The organism is Halopenitus sp. H-Gu1, from assembly GCF_041821145.1.
Taxonomy (GTDB): domain Archaea; phylum Halobacteriota; class Halobacteria; order Halobacteriales; family Haloferacaceae; genus Halopenitus.
This window is the reverse complement of sequence record NZ_JBGUBC010000017.1, coordinates 1-17547: the sequence shown is the minus strand read 5'-3', so window position 1 is coordinate 17547 and position 17547 is coordinate 1. Positions and strand designations below refer to the sequence as shown.

The 17547-nt window shown below is 63.9% G+C and carries 15 protein-coding genes; 5 read left to right on the top strand and 10 right to left on the bottom strand.

Annotation, left to right across the window (positions count from 1 at the left end):
* Positions 1-199: 199 nt before the first annotated feature.
* On the bottom strand, positions 200-1345 hold the full coding sequence (locus tag ACERIT_RS12085) for a S26 family signal peptidase (protein ID WP_373675115.1): 1146 nt from the start codon (positions 1343-1345) through the stop codon (positions 200-202).
* Between the two features lie 110 nt (positions 1346-1455).
* Here ACERIT_RS12085 and ACERIT_RS12080 point away from each other — a divergent pair, with 110 nt between their 5' ends.
* Entirely contained in the window at positions 1456-3138 is a 1683-nt protein-coding gene (locus tag ACERIT_RS12080; protein ID WP_373675114.1) for a DNA-directed DNA polymerase II small subunit, read from the top strand.
* A gap of 6 nt (positions 3139-3144) precedes the next feature.
* Here the strand turns inward: ACERIT_RS12080 and ACERIT_RS12075 are convergent, their stop codons facing one another.
* Positions 3145-3588 (bottom strand): hypothetical protein, encoded by a 444-nt coding sequence (locus ACERIT_RS12075; protein WP_373675113.1) that lies wholly within the window; start codon positions 3586-3588, stop codon positions 3145-3147.
* Positions 3589-3884: 296 nt separating this feature from the next.
* On the opposite strand from ACERIT_RS12075, the gene ACERIT_RS12070 reads away from it, so the two are divergent.
* Complete coding sequence (locus ACERIT_RS12070; RefSeq protein ID WP_373675112.1) at positions 3885-4715, top strand: hypothetical protein; 831 nt, start codon at positions 3885-3887, stop codon at positions 4713-4715.
* A 37-nt stretch (positions 4716-4752) separates the two neighbouring features.
* On the opposite strand, the gene ACERIT_RS12065 is transcribed toward ACERIT_RS12070, so the two are convergent.
* Positions 4753-5331, bottom strand: coding sequence for a hypothetical protein (locus ACERIT_RS12065; protein ID WP_373675111.1), 579 nt, complete (start codon positions 5329-5331; stop codon positions 4753-4755).
* A gap of 156 nt (positions 5332-5487) precedes the next feature.
* Entirely contained in the window at positions 5488-5931 is a 444-nt protein-coding gene (locus ACERIT_RS12060; RefSeq protein ID WP_373675110.1) for a DUF2391 domain-containing protein, read from the bottom strand.
* Between the two features lie 114 nt (positions 5932-6045).
* Between ACERIT_RS12060 and ACERIT_RS12055 the strand changes: the two genes are divergently transcribed.
* From ACERIT_RS12055 to ACERIT_RS12045, 3 genes are all read left to right on the top strand, one after another.
* Positions 6046-6726, top strand: a complete 681-nt coding sequence (locus ACERIT_RS12055; RefSeq protein ID WP_373675109.1) for a class I SAM-dependent methyltransferase — start codon at positions 6046-6048, stop codon at positions 6724-6726.
* 117 nt (positions 6727-6843) lie between these two features.
* Positions 6844-7785, top strand: coding sequence for an MBL fold metallo-hydrolase (locus ACERIT_RS12050; RefSeq protein WP_373675108.1), 942 nt, complete (start codon positions 6844-6846; stop codon positions 7783-7785).
* Between the two features lie 77 nt (positions 7786-7862).
* Positions 7863-9959, top strand: coding sequence for a long-chain fatty acid--CoA ligase (locus ACERIT_RS12045; protein ID WP_373675107.1), 2097 nt, complete (start codon positions 7863-7865; stop codon positions 9957-9959).
* 108 nt (positions 9960-10067) lie between these two features.
* Here ACERIT_RS12045 and ACERIT_RS12040 read toward each other — a convergent pair whose 3' ends face one another.
* The 6 genes from ACERIT_RS12040 to ACERIT_RS12015 all read right to left on the bottom strand — a co-directional run bounded on the left by ACERIT_RS12040 (position 10068) and on the right by ACERIT_RS12015 (position 17420).
* Positions 10068-11483, bottom strand: a complete 1416-nt coding sequence (locus tag ACERIT_RS12040) for a DHHA1 domain-containing protein (RefSeq protein WP_373675106.1) — start codon at positions 11481-11483, stop codon at positions 10068-10070.
* A gap of 62 nt (positions 11484-11545) precedes the next feature.
* The gene (locus tag ACERIT_RS12035) at positions 11546-12469 is read right to left on the bottom strand and encodes a hypothetical protein (RefSeq protein WP_373675105.1); all 924 of its coding nucleotides are present in this window, start codon (positions 12467-12469) and stop codon (positions 11546-11548) included.
* On the bottom strand, positions 12466-13761 hold the full coding sequence (locus tag ACERIT_RS12030; protein WP_373675104.1) for a signal peptidase I: 1296 nt from the start codon (positions 13759-13761) through the stop codon (positions 12466-12468). The genes ACERIT_RS12035 and ACERIT_RS12030 overlap by 4 nt, the downstream gene beginning before the upstream one ends.
* Positions 13758-14822, bottom strand: coding sequence for a hypothetical protein (locus tag ACERIT_RS12025; protein WP_373675103.1), 1065 nt, complete (start codon positions 14820-14822; stop codon positions 13758-13760). Before ACERIT_RS12025 ends, ACERIT_RS12030 begins: the two co-directional genes overlap by 4 nt.
* Entirely contained in the window at positions 14819-15628 is an 810-nt protein-coding gene (locus ACERIT_RS12020) for a hypothetical protein (RefSeq protein WP_373675102.1), read from the bottom strand. Before ACERIT_RS12020 ends, ACERIT_RS12025 begins: the two co-directional genes overlap by 4 nt.
* Positions 15629-15830: 202 nt before the next feature.
* Positions 15831-17420: a SipW-dependent-type signal peptide-containing protein gene (locus ACERIT_RS12015; RefSeq protein ID WP_373675101.1), complete on the bottom strand. Its 1590-nt coding sequence runs from the start codon at positions 17418-17420 to the stop codon at positions 15831-15833.
* Positions 17421-17547: the final 127 nt, after the last annotated feature.

Genomic DNA, 17547 nt, shown 5'->3' with positions numbered 1-17547 from the left:
TCCTGCGTCTCCGCCGTCCGGACGGGGCCGTCCAGTCCGATTGAGTCCATTCAGTCCGGTTGAGTCTATCCAACCCGGTCGAGTCTATTCAACCCGGTCGAATCCATCTAGTCCGGTGAAGTCCATCCAGTCCGGTCGAGGGTGTCCACACCTCGGAATCGTCGATCCCTTGAGATGACTCGCGATCTCTTGAGATCGTTCACGTCCGTCGGCTCCGCCCATACACGATCGCTGCGGCTCCCCCAATCGCCAGTATTGTTGGACCATTCTCATCGGTTGGTCCGAACCCTCCCGGCCCGTCAGTCGGTCCAAGTCCTCCCGACCCGTCGTCGATCATCTCGATCGTCCCCGATCCCGAGGTTACCGTCTTGATGAACTCCTCGGTAGTCGCCTCGCCGGTCGCGATCAATCGGAGCCACCCGAGATACGGGATCCGGACGCGTGCGACTCCCGTTATCCACTCGGGTTGTACCGGCGGCGAGACGCCGTTGGCCTGGTCGTACTGTGCGTTGTTATCACCTTTCGTGATATATCCCGAGTGTGGTGCCGGGCAGTAGACGATCTCCGAACACTCCTCGGCCCCGAGATGTCGATCGTCGGCCCGATCGACCCAGTTTTCGCCTTCCTCCACGTGAAATCGAACCCGGTGAATGATTGGTGATCCGACCCGTCCCGGATAGGTGAATACCACCACCGACCCGTAGGAACCGAACGTTCGATACTCGACCGTTCTGGCCTGCTGGTAGGGAACGACCCCGACGTCGTTGGTTGCCGCCTCCGGGGCGAACCGTCCGGGCTCCGTGACTACGATCAGGTCGCCTTTCACCATGTTCGGATCCATGCTGCCGGATTCGACCGCTACCATCGGCGGCCACACCCCACTCACCCCAAACAGGAGTGCCCCAATGAGGAGGACGATGAACACGCTCGTTGCGACTTCCCGGATCCACATTGCCGGTCCCTCATTTGCCGCGAAAAACCGTCGAATCGGATCCTCGGAATCCTCCCCTCCCCGAGTAGTGGGACCTCCGTTCCGTCCTCGATCGTCGTCCGTTCCGTTCCGTCCTCGACCGTCGTCCGTTCCGTTCCGGGTCGGGGTGCGATCGACTCGTTCGTCCTTCGAATCCCCGTTCCGATTCCATTCGAATCCGTCAGGGGCGGGGGGTTCGCGTTCGGAGTCGGAGTCGAGCGTTCCGGAGTCGGAGTCGAGCGTTCCGGAGTCGGCGTCTTCCCGTCCGGATCGCTTCGAGTTCGACGCTTCCCCCGCGGAGTCCTCGGATCGGACGTCATCCGTCTCCGTATCGTCGCTAGGTGGCTCGTCCGATCGACGTCCTCCGGGGCCCATTATCCCTCCGTTCGGCATGTTCTGGTTTCAAGGTTCTGGGTTGTTCGACGACGTCGGGTTGCTTTCGCCCCTTCGGCATTCTTTTGGGCTCGCTTCCCATCCGGTAAGACGTGCCACTCGAGACGCCCTCACGGATCGTGGCCGAACTCGCAGATCGGGGGTACAATGTCGAACGCGAGGCTGTCACACTGATCGCCAACACTAGCGATCCCGCCGCCACGCTTGAGGTCGTCGTCGAGAACGCCCCCGACGAGACGCTTCGGATCACCGTCGACCACGTTCGATCGGTCACGCCGTCGGACCCCTCCGTTTCGACTCGAACGATCCCCGATCAATCAGGCGAATCTGAACCGCGATCTCCAGTTGAAACGAAGGGGTCGGATCAGGAGAGCGAACCCGAATCCAACCTCGAATCCGACCCCGAATCCGAACTCGTCGATACCCCCGAGGAGGAATCAGTGATCGGTAACACTCCCGATCGAGATACGGCTCCTTCCCGGGATCACGATCAGAAACGAGATCACGATCGGGGTCACGACCACGATCGAGACTCGGATCACGATCGAACCGAGCGAACGAATTCCGCCGAACGAGCGATCGAAATCGCCAACGACATGACTGGCCGAAGCACCGGGACGGGCGAGTACGCGGATTTCGTCAGGACGTTTCGTGACAGATACGAACGGCTCTCGACGCTGTTGGGCGGTCGCGTCAATCACAGGCCGGCCAGCGCGATCGCGGACATGCAGGGAGGAAGCGATGCGGCGATGATCGGCCTCGTCAACGACGTCCGATCGACGAAGTCCGGCCACTGGCTCGTCGAGTTGGAGGACACCACGGGAACGTTTCCGGCATTGATAATGAAGGACAAGGGGATCGCCGATTTCGTCGACGAGATCCTGTTGGACGAATGTCTCGCGATCGAGGGGACGCTCGCCGACGACGCCGGGATCCTCTTTGCGGATTCGATTCACTTCCCGGACGTACCCCGGACGTTTCAGCCGAGCTTCGCGGACCGACACGTGCAGGCGGCGCTCATCTCGGACATTCACGTCGGCTCCCAGGAATTCATGCGTGAGGCCTGGCAGTCGTTTTCGGGGTGGCTTCACACCGCCGAGGCTGAGTCGATCGAGTACCTGCTCATCGCCGGTGACATGGTCGAGGGCGTCGGCGTCTACCCCGATCAGGACGACGAACTCGACATCGTGGACATCTACGAACAGTATGAGCAGTTCTCGGAACACCTCAAGGAGGTCCCCGATGATCTCGAGATCGTGATGATCCCCGGGAACCACGATGCAGTTCGTCTCGCTGAACCCCAACCCGCCTTCGACGAGGAACTCCGGGAGATCATGTCCGCACACGACTCGCGGATCGTCTCGAACCCGGCCGCCGTCTCCGTCGAGAACGTCTCCGTGTTGATGTATCACGGCGTCTCGCTCGATGAAGTCATTGCCGAGTTGCCCGCCGAGAAGGCGAGTTACGACGAACCCCACCGAGCGATGTATCACCTCCTCAAGAAACGTCACGTCGCCCCGCAGTTCGGCGGTCACACGCGGGTGGCCCCCGAGAAGCGTGATCACCTCGTGATCGAGAACGTCCCCGAGGTGTTTCACACCGGCCACGTTCACAAACTCGGCTGGGGAAAATACCACAACGTGCTCGCGGTCAACTCCGGCTGCTGGCAGGCACAGACCGATTTCCAGCGGTCCGTCAACATCGATCCCGACGCCGGATTCGCCCCCATCCTCGATCTCGATACGCTCGATATGACCGTCCGCAAGTTCTCGTGAGCGTCGTCACTTCTCTCGGTCGTTGGCCGGTATTCGGTAGCGAACTGTCGGCGTTCCCTCGAACCGAGGCCCGGCCCCGGCCCGCTCGAATCCGACCTCCTCGAGTAGGGTTCGATGACGGGTTTCGTCCTGATCGACGATCACCTCGAGTGACAACCCCTCGCCGGACGCGAAGCGCTTCGGTTCCTCGAACAGTCGCGTGATCGCCTCCTCGCTCCCGCCGAATCCCGTCACGTGGACCGTATCCCTCCGGGCGTCAAAGGCCACATATCCGATCGGATCGGGGCGACTCTTCTCGTCCGGATCGGAGCGGTCATTCTGGTCGGAGCGGTCCGGGAGGCCCACGCGGATCGATCGGTCGTGGATCATCTCCCGAACGGCGTCGACGGGCCGTCCCGAGATCGCGGCGATCGCCTCCGCGTCGTCCTCGACGGCGTCTCGTACGCGCACAGCCGGTGATCGGCCGACCGATACTTAAAACACCTTCCCCGTGGCCCCTCACTGCCACTGGGATCGATCGTCACCGTCGAGCGATGGCGCTGACGTCGGTCGCCATCGCCGAGTGAGGTCGGTAAAGCCGATCCTCATCGCCGATCGAAGCCGCTCCCTCGGAGCGAACCGGATGGATTTAAGCGACCGGCGATCCGAGCCATCGTATGAGCACCCCAACGAAGGTCGTTCTCGGAACGGTCGGCGCCTCGGCAGTTCTGGCGATCCTCATCATCCTGCTGTACGCGTTCGGCTGAATGTTCTCCACGCGCGAGCTCCCGGCGGACCTCGAGGCCGTCCGGTCGACGCACGCACCGGGAACTCCGGTCGTCGATGCGGATGCGGACTTCGAGACGATTCCGCCGGCCGCAGCCGAGGACCTCGGGCTCCTCGTCGGCCGGCTCGACCCCGCCAGCTACCCGACCGAGTGGCTCCCCGACGACGCACCCACGGTTCTCTATCGCTACTGCGGCAGCGAGTTCACCGTCGGCATGCCCGGCGACGGCACCGTCGTCTGGACCGACCAGACCGTGCCGGAGACCGTGATCTGCAAGCGCCGCGGGGAGCACACGCCGGATGACTTCCTCGCGTTCCTGATCGCGCGTGCCCTCGTCGAGATCGGCGCGGAGGCTCCCGACGGAACTCCCGTTCCGGAGCACTTCCTCCCCTTCTTCGGCGAGCGCTACCGGGATCTCGATGCCGCGATACGCGGAACGGACGCACTCGGCGAGCCCGGTCCGGCGGACGTCTATCAGATCGCTAACGCCCTCTTCGATGCGTGGACCGGTCTGGTGACCCGTGAGACCTTTGCGACCTGGGAGGGAGACCACGACCGGCTTCATGATGCCTGGAGGGATGCCGGCGAACGGTTGACCGGTCGCCTCGAAGCGCTTCCCGGACGTATCGCCCGAGGGGAGACCGACTTCGCCAGCGCAACCGAATACGCCTGTTCTGCGGTCCGTCACGGGCTCGATCTCCCGACGCCGTTCGCCGCGCTCGATGCGTCGGTCTATCTCGAACACGGTCCCGACTACGCGGTGGCGTGGACCGAACGCACCCTCGATGCCCTGGATGCCGACGTTCCGTGAGTGTCTCGATATTCGATCCCCTCCGCCGAGACAAACGCTATATCTCGACGCTCACGCTGCCGTCGGCCTGTAAGTCGACGACGCCGTCGAACAATTCTCGGAACCGATCGATGCGCTCCTCCTCGTGGACCTCCCGCGAGAGATGGAAGAGTCCGACCGCGTCGTGTTCGGCGAGCAGTTCGAGGATCGCTGCGGCCGCCTCGTAGGTCGCCTCCTCGTCGGCGTAGTAGGCCATCTCGGTCAGCGAGTCGACGGAGACGCGACGTTTGCCGTCGTGTGCGGTGAGAAAACGCTCTATCGAGTCGACGACACCATCGAGGTCATCCGGCGAGGCGACGTAGTAGACGTCGTCGCCGGACCGCCGTGAGTAACCCCGCTCGACCGAGATCGTATCGAGGATCGTCGCCTTCGACTCGTCGACGTCGTAGTATTCGAGCTTCTGTTCGACCTCGCGGGCGGTCGTGCGCGTCGAGACCACCAGGAACGCGTCGGTATCGGCCTTTAGAAAGTCCGTATCGATCCGGTCCGTCTCCCCGATGCTTGGGTGCACCAACAGCAGTCCGGTTCCCCCCGGAATCGTCTCGGGGCCGTTCTCGATGGCCAGCGTGTACTCCATACACGCCGCTACCTCCGGACGAACTTAACTGATTTGCAGGTGCGGAGGCCCTTTGGCCGCGAAGTGATCCGGAGAATGGCGTTTCCGTCGCAGTGCCGATGCCGTCGGCGCTTCGGAAATACTGTCGGCCATCTGGATGCCGATTCTGCCAGCGCTTCAGAACACGCTATCAGCCGTCGCCGCGCCGACGACGCTGAAGACGGCACCGACCGTGATCGCCTTTGCGGTCGTAATCCACACCGTATTCCCCGTCATTCCCTGGTCGATCAGGAACGTCTCCGGCGCATCGAGAAGCAGCGCGAGCAACAACACCGATCCGAACGACACCACCATCAACGAGAGAAACCGGACCGGGATCCCCACGACCGCCCGTTCCGCGTCCGGATCCCGGCCGGTATCCGCACGGTACAATCCCGCATAACCGATGGCGGCGACGACTCCGGCGGTCAAGACCGCCTGAATCGCGTTCATCCCGGTCGCGAGCACCCACACCTCCTCGGTCACGACGAAGGGTCCGGCCAGCAGGAATCCCCCGACGACCTGCTGGGCCGAATCCGCGATCCGAAAGTTCGCTCGACGAAGCGCCTTCGGTCGGTTCATATATTGCGTCCGTTCTCTCCCGGCAAAAACCCGCCGCCCCGAGGGTGGACCTCGGGATCGCTCCCACATGTGGCCGTCCGAACCAGTTTTCACTCGGCCGCCCGCACGTCAGGTATGAGCGTTCGCGAGGAATTCGACGCCTGGGCGACTGACGGCCGCGATCGGGGGATGGAACGGCGGCACTGGCACACTGCTAAACACGCATTAGCCCGGATGCCCGTCGAATCGGACGACGCCGTCGTCGATCTCGGCACCGGGTCGGGATACGCGATCCGCGCCCTCCGCGAGCGGGGGATCGATCGCGGATATGGTCTCGATGGCGCTCCGGAGATGGCTCGAAACGCCCGCGAGTACACTGACGACGAGGCAGTTGAATTTCTCGTCGGGGATTTCGGTGCGCTTCCCTTTCAAGACGACTCCGTCGATCACGTCTTCTCGATGGAAGCGTTCTACTACGCCGCCGACCCACACACGACGCTCTCGGAGATCCGACGTATTCTGAAACCCGGAGGAACGTTCTACTGTGCAGTGAACTACTTCGCTGAGAGCAAACACACACACGAGTGGCAAGATCCTATTTCACTGGAGATGACGCTTTGGGACCGCCGACAGTATCGCGAGGCGTTTCGGGAGGCCGGACTGCTCGTGGCCGAACAGGACACGATACCGGACCGCGAGATCGAGATCCCGCCGGCCGAGGAATTTCCGATCGACGACTGGGAGACGCGAGAGGCGATGGTCGACCGCTACCGGACGTGGGGAACCCTCCTCACCGTTGGCGTTGCCCCCGCCTGATCCTCGGCACGATCGATATCGATACTGACGCCGATCCGTTTCCGGCAGTCCCAGTCGATGACGATCTTCCCAAAGTAACCGACAACGCTTAACCGACCACCTGAGACACACTCCCGTGTGAGACGCGAGCACCAACATGCCGCCGACGGCCACGGGCTCGAACCGGGGGAGTTCGAGGCGGTCCGCGGCGTCGAGGACCTGTATTACCACGAGACCGGGATGTACGGGACGACCGGCTACGGGTCCGTTTACGTCTACGATACCCCCGCCCCGGCCGTGATCGACACTGGGATCGGGACGAATCACGATCTCCTCTTTGAGACGCTCTCCGCTCTCGGTATCGACGCCGACGACCTCGCCTGGATCCTCCCGACCAACGCCCACCTCCATCACGCTGGCGGAGCGGGGTTTCTCGCGGCCAGGTATCCAAATTCGGCGATTCGGATCCACGAGCGCGGCGTTGCCTCCCTCGTTGATCCCGACCGGATCGTGGCGGCGACGAAGACTATCGTCGGCGACCAGTGGCGTCACCACGTCGAACCCGAACCGGTCCCGGATGCGCGGATCGACGGTCTCCGTGGCGGCGATTCGATCGATCTCGGCGATCGTCGCCTCGATGTATACGAGGCTTCCGGGCACGCCCCCCACCAGACGATCGTCCACGAACCGGACGATGGTGTCGTCTTCACTGGCGATGCGGGCGGCATCTACGTTCCTCGGCGGGACACGATACGACCAACGACCTCACCGCCGAACTTCGATCTCGACCAAGCCCTGGCCGACGCCTCGACGATCGCCGACCTCGATCCGGAGGTGCTCTGTTTTTCCCATTTCGGGCCGCGCGAATACGATCCTGAGATCGTTTCGTCGATGAAGCGGACGTACGTCGAGTGGGTGCAGGCGGTCCGTCAGAAGCGCGCCGAACTCAGCGACGACGAGGCGGTCGTGCGTCACTTCCAGGAGACGACTGAGCTAACCGACGTCTGGAGCGAGGAACGTATCCGCGCGAACGTCGGGCTGAACGTTCGTGGCGTGCTGTCGTTCCTTGAGGAGCGATGACTCCCGATGGCTCCGATCGACCGAGTTTCCCCGTCGATGGCCGATCACTTATCCCGGCTTCGGCGAACTGATCCGACATGAACTACGAGGAGGCGGAAGCGGAGTTCTCGAGTGGGCTTTCGTTTCCGGCAACGATATCGCGGACGTTCGATCGGTGTGCCGATCGATATGCCGATCGGATCGCCCAGCGCTACAAGGGCGGGGTCCACGACCGCTCACTCGTCGCGGCGGGCGTCATCCCGGACGCCCCCGACGGCTCGTATGCGGATCTCAGCTATGACCGGATGCGATCGATAGTCGAATCTCTCGCCGCCGGCTTTCGGGAGATCGGTGTCGAATCGGGCTCCCGCGTGGCCATCTACGCGCGGACGCGGATGGAGTGGGCACAGGCCGATTTCGCCGCCCTCGCGGCCGGCGGCGTCGTCACGACTGTCTATCCATCGGCGTCATCCTCCCGAGTCAAACATCTCCTCGACGACTCGACGTCGACCGTCGTCATCGCCGAACACGCCGAACACGTCGAGCGGATCCGTGAGGTCGCAGCCGACTTAGACCACGATCTGCAGGCGATCGTCACCATGGACGTGATCCCGGACGATTCGCTTGACCGAGTCGATGCGGTCGATCAAGCCGATGCGGCCGACCCGGATGAGTTGACCGTCCCGGATACGTCGACCGAGCCAGATGAATCGGTCGACCCGGATACGTCGGCGGACTCCGGCGACCTCGATCCCCTCGATGTCCCGATCCTCTCCCTCGGCGATCTCCACGAGCGCGGATCGGAAGCGTTCGATCCGAATGCCTACGATGCCTGGCTCGCGGAGCGAGGAACGGACGATCTGGCGAGCCTCATCTACACCTCGGGGACGACCGGTCGACCGAAGGGCGTGATGCTCACTCACCGAATCCTCCGCTCGAACCTCGCCCAGTGTTACACCCGTCTCGGCCCGCGCCGGCACGCCGATTCGCCGGGCAAAGAGCCCGGAACACCACATCTCGGTTCCGAATCCACTTCGCTTTCCTACCTTCCGCTCGCTCACGTCTTCGAGCGGCTGGTCGGTCATTACCTGATGTTCGCGGCCGGAGCGACCGTCGCCTACGCCGAGGCTCCCGACACGCTCGCCGAGGACCTCTCGCTCGTCTCCCCGACCGTCGCGACCGGCGTTCCCCGCGTCTATGAGAAGCTCGATGCCGCGATCCGCGATCGGATCGCCGACTCCGCGATCAAGCGGCGGCTCTTCGAGTGGGCCCTCGCGATCGGCTTGGACTACCGAGAAACCGACCGCTCCGGCGCGGTTCTTTCGGCCAAACACTCGCTTGCTGACTCACTCGTTCTCTCCTCGGTCCGGGAGGCGTTCGGCGGGGAGATCGACTTCTTCATCTCCGGCGGCGGACCGCTCTCGAGTGATCTCTGCGAACGCTATCACGCGATGGGCGTCCCGATCCTGGAGGGATACGGCCTCACCGAGACCTCACCAGTCGTTACGCTCAACCCCCCCGATGCCCCCGAGATCGGAACGATCGGGCCGCCCGTCATCGACACCGAGGTCACGCTCGATCGGTCGGTCGGCGACGGCCTCGACCCCGCCAATGACGGCGACATTGGGGAGCTCCTGATCGATGGTCCGCAGGTGACGAACGGCTATCTCGACGCCCCCGCGGCGACCCGAGAGGCGTTTACCGACGACGGTCGGTTTCGCACCGGCGACGTCGTCGAACTCCGACCGGACGGCTACATTGAGTTCCGCGAGCGTGCCGACCAACTGCTCATCCTCTCGACCGGCAAGACGGTCGCTCCGGCCCCGATCGAGGATGCCCTCTCGGCCCGTGCACTGATCGAGAGCTGTCTCGTCGTCGGTGACTCCCGGAAGTTCGTCAGCGCGCTCGTCGTCCCTGACGTCGCGGCGATCGAGGCGTGGGCCGCCGATACTGGGGTCGATCTCCCCGAGGACCGATCGGCGATCTGTCGTGACGATCGCGCTCGCGAACGGATCGCCTCCGAGATCGATCGGGTCAACGAGAAATTCGAACCCCACGAACGGATCAAGCGATTCCGGCTCGTCCCCGAGCCGTTCTCTCGATCGAACGGGCTGCTCACTCCGACGATGAAGAAGAAGCGTCCGGCCATCGTCGATCGGTATGCCGCGGAGTTCGAGTCGATGTACGAAGAGTGACGGTGTCGTCTCGGGCCATCACCAATCTGTTCACCTTTCGCTTGCCGACGGAACATTCATCTTCCGCTTGCCGACGGAACGTTCACCATCCGCCAACCCACGAAATGTTCACCCGATCTGCTCGCCCACGAGCGTGTTTGCGGTCTCCAGGAATTCCTGCCGTGTCTCGTCCGGGATCGTCGCACCGGCAGCGACGTCGTGACCGCCGCCCTCGCCGCCGACGGCCCGGGACGCCTCGCCCATCGCGGCCGACAGATCGAGCCCCTCCCGAACCAGCCGGTGTGAGCCGCGTGCAGACACCTTCACGTGATCCGGGTCCTTCCGTGCAAACGCGACGATCGGCTTCGAGGAGTCGACCGCAGGCGACCCGATCGCCATCCCGGCGACGATCCCGACGATCGTCTCGCGAATGCGTGATCCGGCGTCGAACCACTGGAGATGCTCCTCGTGGGTCACTCCCTCCGTTTTCACCAACTGAAGTCCCTCCGAAAGGTTTCGCCGATGGTTCCCAAGGAGTGTTCGTGCGCGTTCGAGGGGATCGTCGCGTTCGCCGAGACAAACCGCGAGCCCGACGTCGGCGCGGTCGTACCGGGCAGTCGCGTTGAGCAGCGTTGAGAACTCGCTGACGTCACGAAGCTCGGTGCCGGGTTCCTCGGCTGTGAGCGTGTAGGACGTCCCGACGAGCTCCTCGATCCGGTCCGCGGGCACGCCGGAGGCGACCGCCCGCTTCATCAACCCGCTCGCGAGCACGCGCCGTTCCTCGTCGTCGAGGTCGACCCATCGTCGCCACTCTCCGTCGTCGGATCGCAACTCCAGATCGAGATCCGACAGGAACGCGATCGCCCCCGCCTCGTCGTTCGAGACGCCGGGGATTCGAACGTCACTCGCGTACTCCAACAGCTTCGGTAGCGGTCGGGTCTGTTTTCCGTAGAGTGCGAGGTCGGTCCGGCTATCGAGCACTCCGGCTGCGACGGCGTGGTCGACGATCCCCTGATTCGCCCCGGTAAGCCCCTCGGTACCGCCCTGCATGTCCCCGATCGCGCCCACGACAGCGAGCCCCGCGAGGTCTCGATTTTCCGGATCCAGCGCGTGTGCGAGCACGTAGCTCGCTCCGGCTCCCGACAGCTCCGAGGCGCCATCGATCCCGAACAGTAACGGGTTGAGGTGGTACTCGGTGTCGGCGTCGGCGGGCTGATGGTGGTCGGCGATCACTGGCGTGAACGCGCCCGCGGCCTCCCGTTCGACGATGGCCTCGAGCTGTCCGGAGCCAAAATCGGTGAACAGCACGGTGTCGAACTCGCGGTCGGCGATCGCTGCTATCGACTCCTCGTCGAGTTGCTTTTCGAAGATGACCTCGTGATCGATCCCCGCCCGCGAGAGCGCGCTCGTGGCGATCGCGGCACTCGTGAGTCCGTCCGCATCGATGTGGGAAGCGAGCAGAACACGATTCGCGGCACGCAAACGGCTCGCACACGCCTCGGCACGCTCGGCGAGGGCTGGAACGGGTGGACCGGCGACGGACATACCCGTGGATAGTTGCTCCATCCGGGATAAACGCTCGCTCCGACCGTGTGTGTGCGTGCTACTTACTCCGTGCCGGACTCGGCGTCGGAGCCGGTTTCGGAACTGCCGCTTTCGCCACCGCTGCTGCCGTCGGAATTGTCTCCGTCGTCGGAGTTGCCGCCGTCGCTATCGCCCGACGATCCGCCATCGCCACCGTCTCCACCGTCGCCGGATCCACCACTGTTCGTTGCATCTCCGCCGGACTGGTCTCCGTTCGAGGTGGTGTCGTCGTCTGCGTCATCGTCGTCACCGTCTGCATCAGCGTCCGTCTCGTCGTCGCCGCCCTCTCTCTCGGGGTCACCGTCCTCGTTCTCACCGCTCCCCTCGTCTTGCTCGTTCGTTTCGGCGTCGTCTTCGCCGGGGTTCTCGCCAGGCTCGCCGGTGTTCTCGTCCTCGCCGGGGTCGCCCCCGTTATTGACGTTTTTCTCGGGATCTTCGCCTTCGTTGTCCTCTTCGTCGGGGGTTTTGTCGTCGGGCTTGTCGGGGGTTTTGTCCTCTTCGTCGGGGGTTTTGTCGTCGGGCTTGTCGGGGGTTTTGTCGTCGGGCTTGTCGGGGGTTTTGTCGTCGGGCTTGTCGGGGGTTTTGTCGTCGGGCTTGTCGGGGGTTTTGTCGTCGGGCTTGTCGGGGGTTTTGTCGTCCTCGTTTCCGGATTCGCCTTCACCGTCGGCATCCTTATCGCCGGATTTGTCCTCCTCTTCGGTGTCCTCGTCGGGTTTCTTGTTCTTCTGGATCTCGGGCCCGGTCGGCACGTTCCCGCTCGGCCCCGTGTTCCGATCCACGACGTCCATCGAGAACGTCTCTCCCATTTCACCCGTCTCGATCGTTCCGCTCACTGAGGCGGAATCGCCGAACAGCGCCACCGTCGCCGCGCCGCCGCCGAAGGCGGCGAGCGTGACGCATAGACTGACGACCACGACCGCAAATCGACCGTATCTTTCAGTTGTCATTTCTGATCCTCTCCGTTCCGAGCCGTCGTACCTCGAGAGGCGTCATCGCCAGCCGATTTCCCGGCGACCGTCTCCCCGGTCATCCTGCCGTCGGACCTCGAATCGCCGCCGATCATCGACTCGCCGGGATCGGCTCCGTTGACCACCGGGATCTCGACGCGGTCCTCGTTCTCCGCCTCCGTCGACGGGGCGGAACCATCGATCGGCGCGACGGACTCGGGATTGCGGCCGGAATCTGCGGGCTCGCCGCCGTCCGTGACGCTCCCCGATCCGTCCGACCCGCCGGTCCCGGATCCGACCGTTCCGGCCGATCCCACCGTCGCGTTCGGCGCGTCCGTTCCGGGCGACTCGTCCGCTTCGCCTGCCTCATCCGCTCCGATCGTCTCCTCCGTTCCGTCAGATCCATCGGAATTCGACTCCGGATCCATGTCGTCACCATCGCCGCCGCTCAATCGAAGCGAGACCAGGGTTCCTCCGATCGCGATCGCCGAGAGCGTGGCCGCGAACGCCACCGTGATGGTAAGGGTCGTTTGGAGTTCCCACGCGACGTAGATGCAGTAAGGGACGATCCCGACCAACACTCCCGTCGACAACTGGAGGTCGTTCTCGGTAAGGACGACACCGCCGGACACGGCCCCATCTGCGGAGTTCGCCGTCGCATCGGTGTCGATGGTTCGCTCCGCGTCGTCGTCGTTGGCCTCGGCCGCGGACGGCGCTTTCGTCTCCGTTCCGTCCGACTTCATCCCCGATTCGTCGACGGCCGCTTCGGCCGCTTTCGCGGTGGCTCCGGGCGACCGATGGCTCGCGACCAGTAGCGACCACAGTTCCGTCGCGACTAACAGCCCGATCGGAACCGCGACGAGCAGGATAAATCCGGTTTGTGAGTTGGCCGCCTGGATGACGTATCCGATGTATGGGATGGTGATCAGCACCGTTCCGAGGACGTTCTCGGGGGGAACTGGGTTTGCGTCGACGTCCTCGTTGGCATCGCCTTTGGTCTCGAAGTTCCGGTCGTTGCCGTCACCCTCCACGTCCACCACGCGGTGAGTCACTGGCGTCTCCGAACTCCCGCGTACGAAGGTGATCACGTCCCCGGTCTCGACGGTCCCCGGATCGGTCTCGTCGACGATGACGACGTCTCCCGCCTCGATCGCGGGGGACATGCTCCCGGTGAGTACCACGAAGCTGTACTCGGCGCCGACCACGCCCGGGATCGCGTAGATCACGAACGGCACGACGAGTGCAAGAAGCACCATCAGTCCCAGCCCGCGTACTACCGTTTGGCGTTTCATGAGTGGTCACCTCCGTTATTTCCGCCACCGTCCGCACACGTCGAGACGGTGATCGAGGTGATCCCCGGTCGAGAGCCGTCGCCCCCATCTCCGTCACTGGGCGTACAGATCCGTCCCCGAGTTCGGGTGAGCGGTGGATCGATCTCATGACTCACGGATCCGCTATTCATCGAGACCTCACAGATCGGCGGTGCCGCCGACTCTTCGCCGTCCTTCAACAGCCGGAAGTCGACACAGACCGTCTCACGGTTCTCCTGATTGTCCACTGCGTCCACCGCGTCCGTGACCTGGAGGACCTCGATCTCGTGTTCGTCGTCGCCGTCGAGCGTGTACGTCTTGCCGGGGACGAGCCGATCGTCCTGGAGTTTGATCGTTCCGAGTTTGTCGCACGTCGAACAGTTGAGATCGGGGCAGTTCGGCGTCGGGAACGCTTCCTGTGTCGCGTTCGATTCGGGGACGTGACGACACTGTTCGGCCACGAATTCGAACGTCAACTCGCTTTCCGCGCTCGCCGCCCACGCCGCGTCATTCGAAAGTCGGTACTCGAAGTGAAGACACGGATCGTCGTCCGCCGAAAAACACGGATCGGCCGGATCGTCCACGCGGATTCCGCTCGCGAGTTCCTCACGAAGGGCCGCGAACGTCGTCCATCCGCCGTTCGGATGGAGATCTCGTCGTCCGCCGGGATCTCCGCAGTTCGTTTCGACCCACAGCCGGACCTCAAGGGCTTCCCCGAGCGGGTCGACCGCCGGCGGACAGGTGGTTCGAAGCCAGACTCGGATCGGGTTCCCGTCGATAGATAATTCGAAGCGTTCCTCTTCCTCCTCCTCACTGTCGGGATCGAGGTCGTCGAACGTGAATTTCGTCACGCCGTTGCCCGTCACACAGGGGCCACACGTCACTGTGAGACCGACCTGTCCGGTTCCCTGTGTGCTTGAAACGCTCTCGCGATCGGAGAGATACGCGGCGCTTGCCGCGCCCCCGGCGGCTCCGAACGTGCCCATTCCGCTGACGCCCGCGAGCACCTGGCGACGACTCAGGCGAAGTGGCTCTCGGCTCATAGTTCACCGCCACACTGTTCGGCCCGGAACTGGAGCCCGAAGCTCGCCGACGTGCCCTGGTAGGCGTTCGTGATCGATTCGTCGATCCGCCAGGCGAACCCCAAACAGATGTGCTCTCCCTCCTCGAGGCAGTCCTCGACTCCGTTTTTGATGGCGAACCCATCGCCATCGGGACCGTATCGATCGCCCAGATCGCGAAGCGTCGTCTCCACTGCCGGGTCGTCGGGCACCGACTCCGTCCCTTGACAGCCGCCGATCCCAAAAAAGCCGGTATCGTACCACAGCGCCACGTCGATCGCCTCGGCGAGTGCTCCCGAGACCGGACCGTCCCCGCTCCCGTCCGTCACGAACAGGCGGACGCGTGCATCCATCTCCTCCGGGTACAGCCCCACCGCCGTCGTTCCGGAATCACCCGGAAGCACGTTCGACTCGTTGATCAGTGGTCCCGAAACGCTCGGGTCGAAGCCGTCGAGGGCCGGCTCGCTGGTCGTACTCGAGTCACTGCCGTTCCGGCTCGTGTCGTTCGACTCGACGGGGGTCTCCGAATCGCCGTCGTCCCCGTTCGTTTCAGTCGGCTCGCCAACTACGGGCTCCCCGTTGTAGGTGCTGTTCCAGGCGACGCGGATCCGCGGTCCATCTCCGGGATCGGTAGTGGCCGCGTACGTGTAGCGTGTGTACTGATCGGGATCGGTGGCGGTTCGGCTCGGAGTCAGTCCCCGACCGAGCGTCAACCCGACGATGCCGACGCTCCCCACGCTGGCCAGGACTCGTCGTCGGGTCAGTGTCGATCGGTTCTGGTTCGTCATTCGTCTCGTTCATCCCCGTTGAAACGGCCGGCCGTCCCCCGGCGCTCCACGCCGGGAGTCGACCCTCCCTGTTCAGGTAGGTGGATGGGGCTCTCCCGACATATGCATGGGTCTCCTACCGGTTCGAGATCGGATGGTATACCCCTCCTACCGCCCACTGCAGGCCTATCTACTCGCCCGCCGGACGACCGACGAATCCGGATCACGATCCGCTCCCTCCGTCGGATTCTTTCGTGCCGTCCTCGGTTTCGGTCCCGGATTCTCCGTCCTCGCCCCCGTTCCCATCGCCGACGTCGTCGGTTTCGTTCTCGACACCCGGCGATTCGTTGTGGCGACACTGCTCGGTGTAGAACCCGAGATCGACGTCGACCGTGTCGGTCTGGACCTCGTTGCCGACCGCACACGGAAGCCACCATTCCAGCCCCACGTAGTGTGTCGTCGACGGCTCGAAGCACTTCGTCTCCGGCTCCCCGGGATCTCCGGGATCCGGTGTCTCGGCGTCATAACAGACGTCGATGTGACTGACGCCGTATCGCTCCTCGCCGCCCTTGCCGGCTCCGAGCGGTGCGCCAAGTCCCTCCCCCGCCGTCACGGGCTGGAGCTCGTCGTTCTCGATGCGCCTGCAGATGTTCGCTTTCGGCCCGCCCTTCACGATGATCGTGCTCGCCAGGAACCCATCGAGATCGATGTCGAACTCCCGGACGTCGTTGCCCTCCATCTCCGTGACAGTGATCGTCACCGTTCCGACGGCGGTCTCGTAGTCTTTCGACTCGCCGACAGCGGTCGGCAGGTCTCCTGATTCGATCCTGATCGCCTGCAGCAATCCGTACTCTCCGCAGGTCGGGTTCCCCGGTTCCACGTGACAGTCGTCGTCGGTCAGCGTCACGCCTTCCTCGTCGTCGTCTCCGTTCGGCACGATCCCGGTGTCGCCGGTCGGATCGAGCGGAATGCCGGCTCCATCGCCGAGCAGTTCCAGCACCGAGCGCAACGACCCGGTGACGATCTCCGTCTCGTCCGTCCCGAGGAGGTTGTCGCCGTCGTCGTACCACAGCCGGACGAAGAGGTGATCGGCGAGTTGTCCTTCCTCGGGGAGATCGTCGCCGTACAGCTCCTCGAGCCGCTCGCGCTCCGGTTCGCTGTAGCCGTTCTGAGCGTTCTCGATGAGTTCGCCGTTCAGCCACACGTATCCGGGATTGTCACACAGGTGATAGCTCAGCGTGAGTTCGCCGAAGTCGCACGGTTTGACGTCCGAAAGCGAGACGAGCGGCTTGTACGTGTCTGCCTCGTCGACCCACGTGTCGTCGTTTTCCGAGCGGAGTCCGGTTCCGGTGCCGTCTTCGCGAGGGTCCATGTCCCTGGAAGTGTCGGCGCCGAGCGTGCAGACGTACTCGTCCGATTCCGGATCGTCCCACCCGGCGGGGGGGCTGTACACGCCGTCGTCGTTGGTGTCCGGATACGCCTCGATCGAGGTCGCCTGCATGAACTCGTCGACGTTCTGCTGCGGGACCGCGAAGACGGGATTCGAGCTCGGGAAGCCGCGTCGATCACCGAGATCGTCTTCCGTCCCGAGATAGCTCCCGTACTCCGTGCCCGCGCTGCCGTCGAAGTAGTGTTCCGACCAGTCGAGTTTGAGGTCGAGCGATCCCGCGACGAGTTCGTTCCCCGTGAACGTCTCCTCGTCGCTCAGGTACGCGGTGGTTCCCATTCCGGCGCCGGCGGCTCCGATGCCGATGGTACCGAGCCCTGCGAGTACCGTCCGTCGTGAGAGACCGTGTTGTTCGTCGTTTCTCATGTGCCTTCCCCCGATTGGGAGTCCCACCGGCGGAGTCGAACCGCCGTACACCATGTGGGAAGACCGGGAATCTCCGAGTGATTCCCGGGGAGTCGTTTTTCGCTCTACGATTGGCCCGGCGTCGGAG

What these genes read in the sequence shown, in the direction of transcription:
- ACERIT_RS12085 (WP_373675115.1), bottom strand. Translation starts at nt 1,345, where the DNA reads ATGGGCCCCGGAGGACGTCGATCGGACGAGCCACCTAGCGACGATACG.
- ACERIT_RS12015 (WP_373675101.1), bottom strand. Translation starts at nt 17,420, where the DNA reads ATGAGAAACGACGAACAACACGGTCTCTCACGACGGACGGTACTCGCA.
- ACERIT_RS12065 (WP_373675111.1), bottom strand. Translation starts at nt 5,331, where the DNA reads ATGGAGTACACGCTGGCCATCGAGAACGGCCCCGAGACGATTCCGGGG.
- ACERIT_RS12040 (WP_373675106.1), bottom strand. Translation starts at nt 11,483, where the DNA reads ATGTCCGTCGCCGGTCCACCCGTTCCAGCCCTCGCCGAGCGTGCCGAG.
- ACERIT_RS12020 (WP_373675102.1), bottom strand. Translation starts at nt 15,628, where the DNA reads ATGACGAACCAGAACCGATCGACACTGACCCGACGACGAGTCCTGGCC.
- ACERIT_RS12035 (WP_373675105.1), bottom strand. Translation starts at nt 12,469, where the DNA reads ATGACAACTGAAAGATACGGTCGATTTGCGGTCGTGGTCGTCAGTCTA.
- ACERIT_RS12070 (WP_373675112.1), top strand. Translation starts at nt 3,885, where the DNA reads ATGTTCTCCACGCGCGAGCTCCCGGCGGACCTCGAGGCCGTCCGGTCG.
- ACERIT_RS12025 (WP_373675103.1), bottom strand. Translation starts at nt 14,822, where the DNA reads ATGAGCCGAGAGCCACTTCGCCTGAGTCGTCGCCAGGTGCTCGCGGGC.
- ACERIT_RS12045 (WP_373675107.1), top strand. Translation starts at nt 7,863, where the DNA reads ATGAACTACGAGGAGGCGGAAGCGGAGTTCTCGAGTGGGCTTTCGTTT.
- ACERIT_RS12030 (WP_373675104.1), bottom strand. Translation starts at nt 13,761, where the DNA reads ATGAAACGCCAAACGGTAGTACGCGGGCTGGGACTGATGGTGCTTCTT.
- ACERIT_RS12060 (WP_373675110.1), bottom strand. Translation starts at nt 5,931, where the DNA reads ATGAACCGACCGAAGGCGCTTCGTCGAGCGAACTTTCGGATCGCGGAT.
- ACERIT_RS12055 (WP_373675109.1), top strand. Translation starts at nt 6,046, where the DNA reads ATGAGCGTTCGCGAGGAATTCGACGCCTGGGCGACTGACGGCCGCGAT.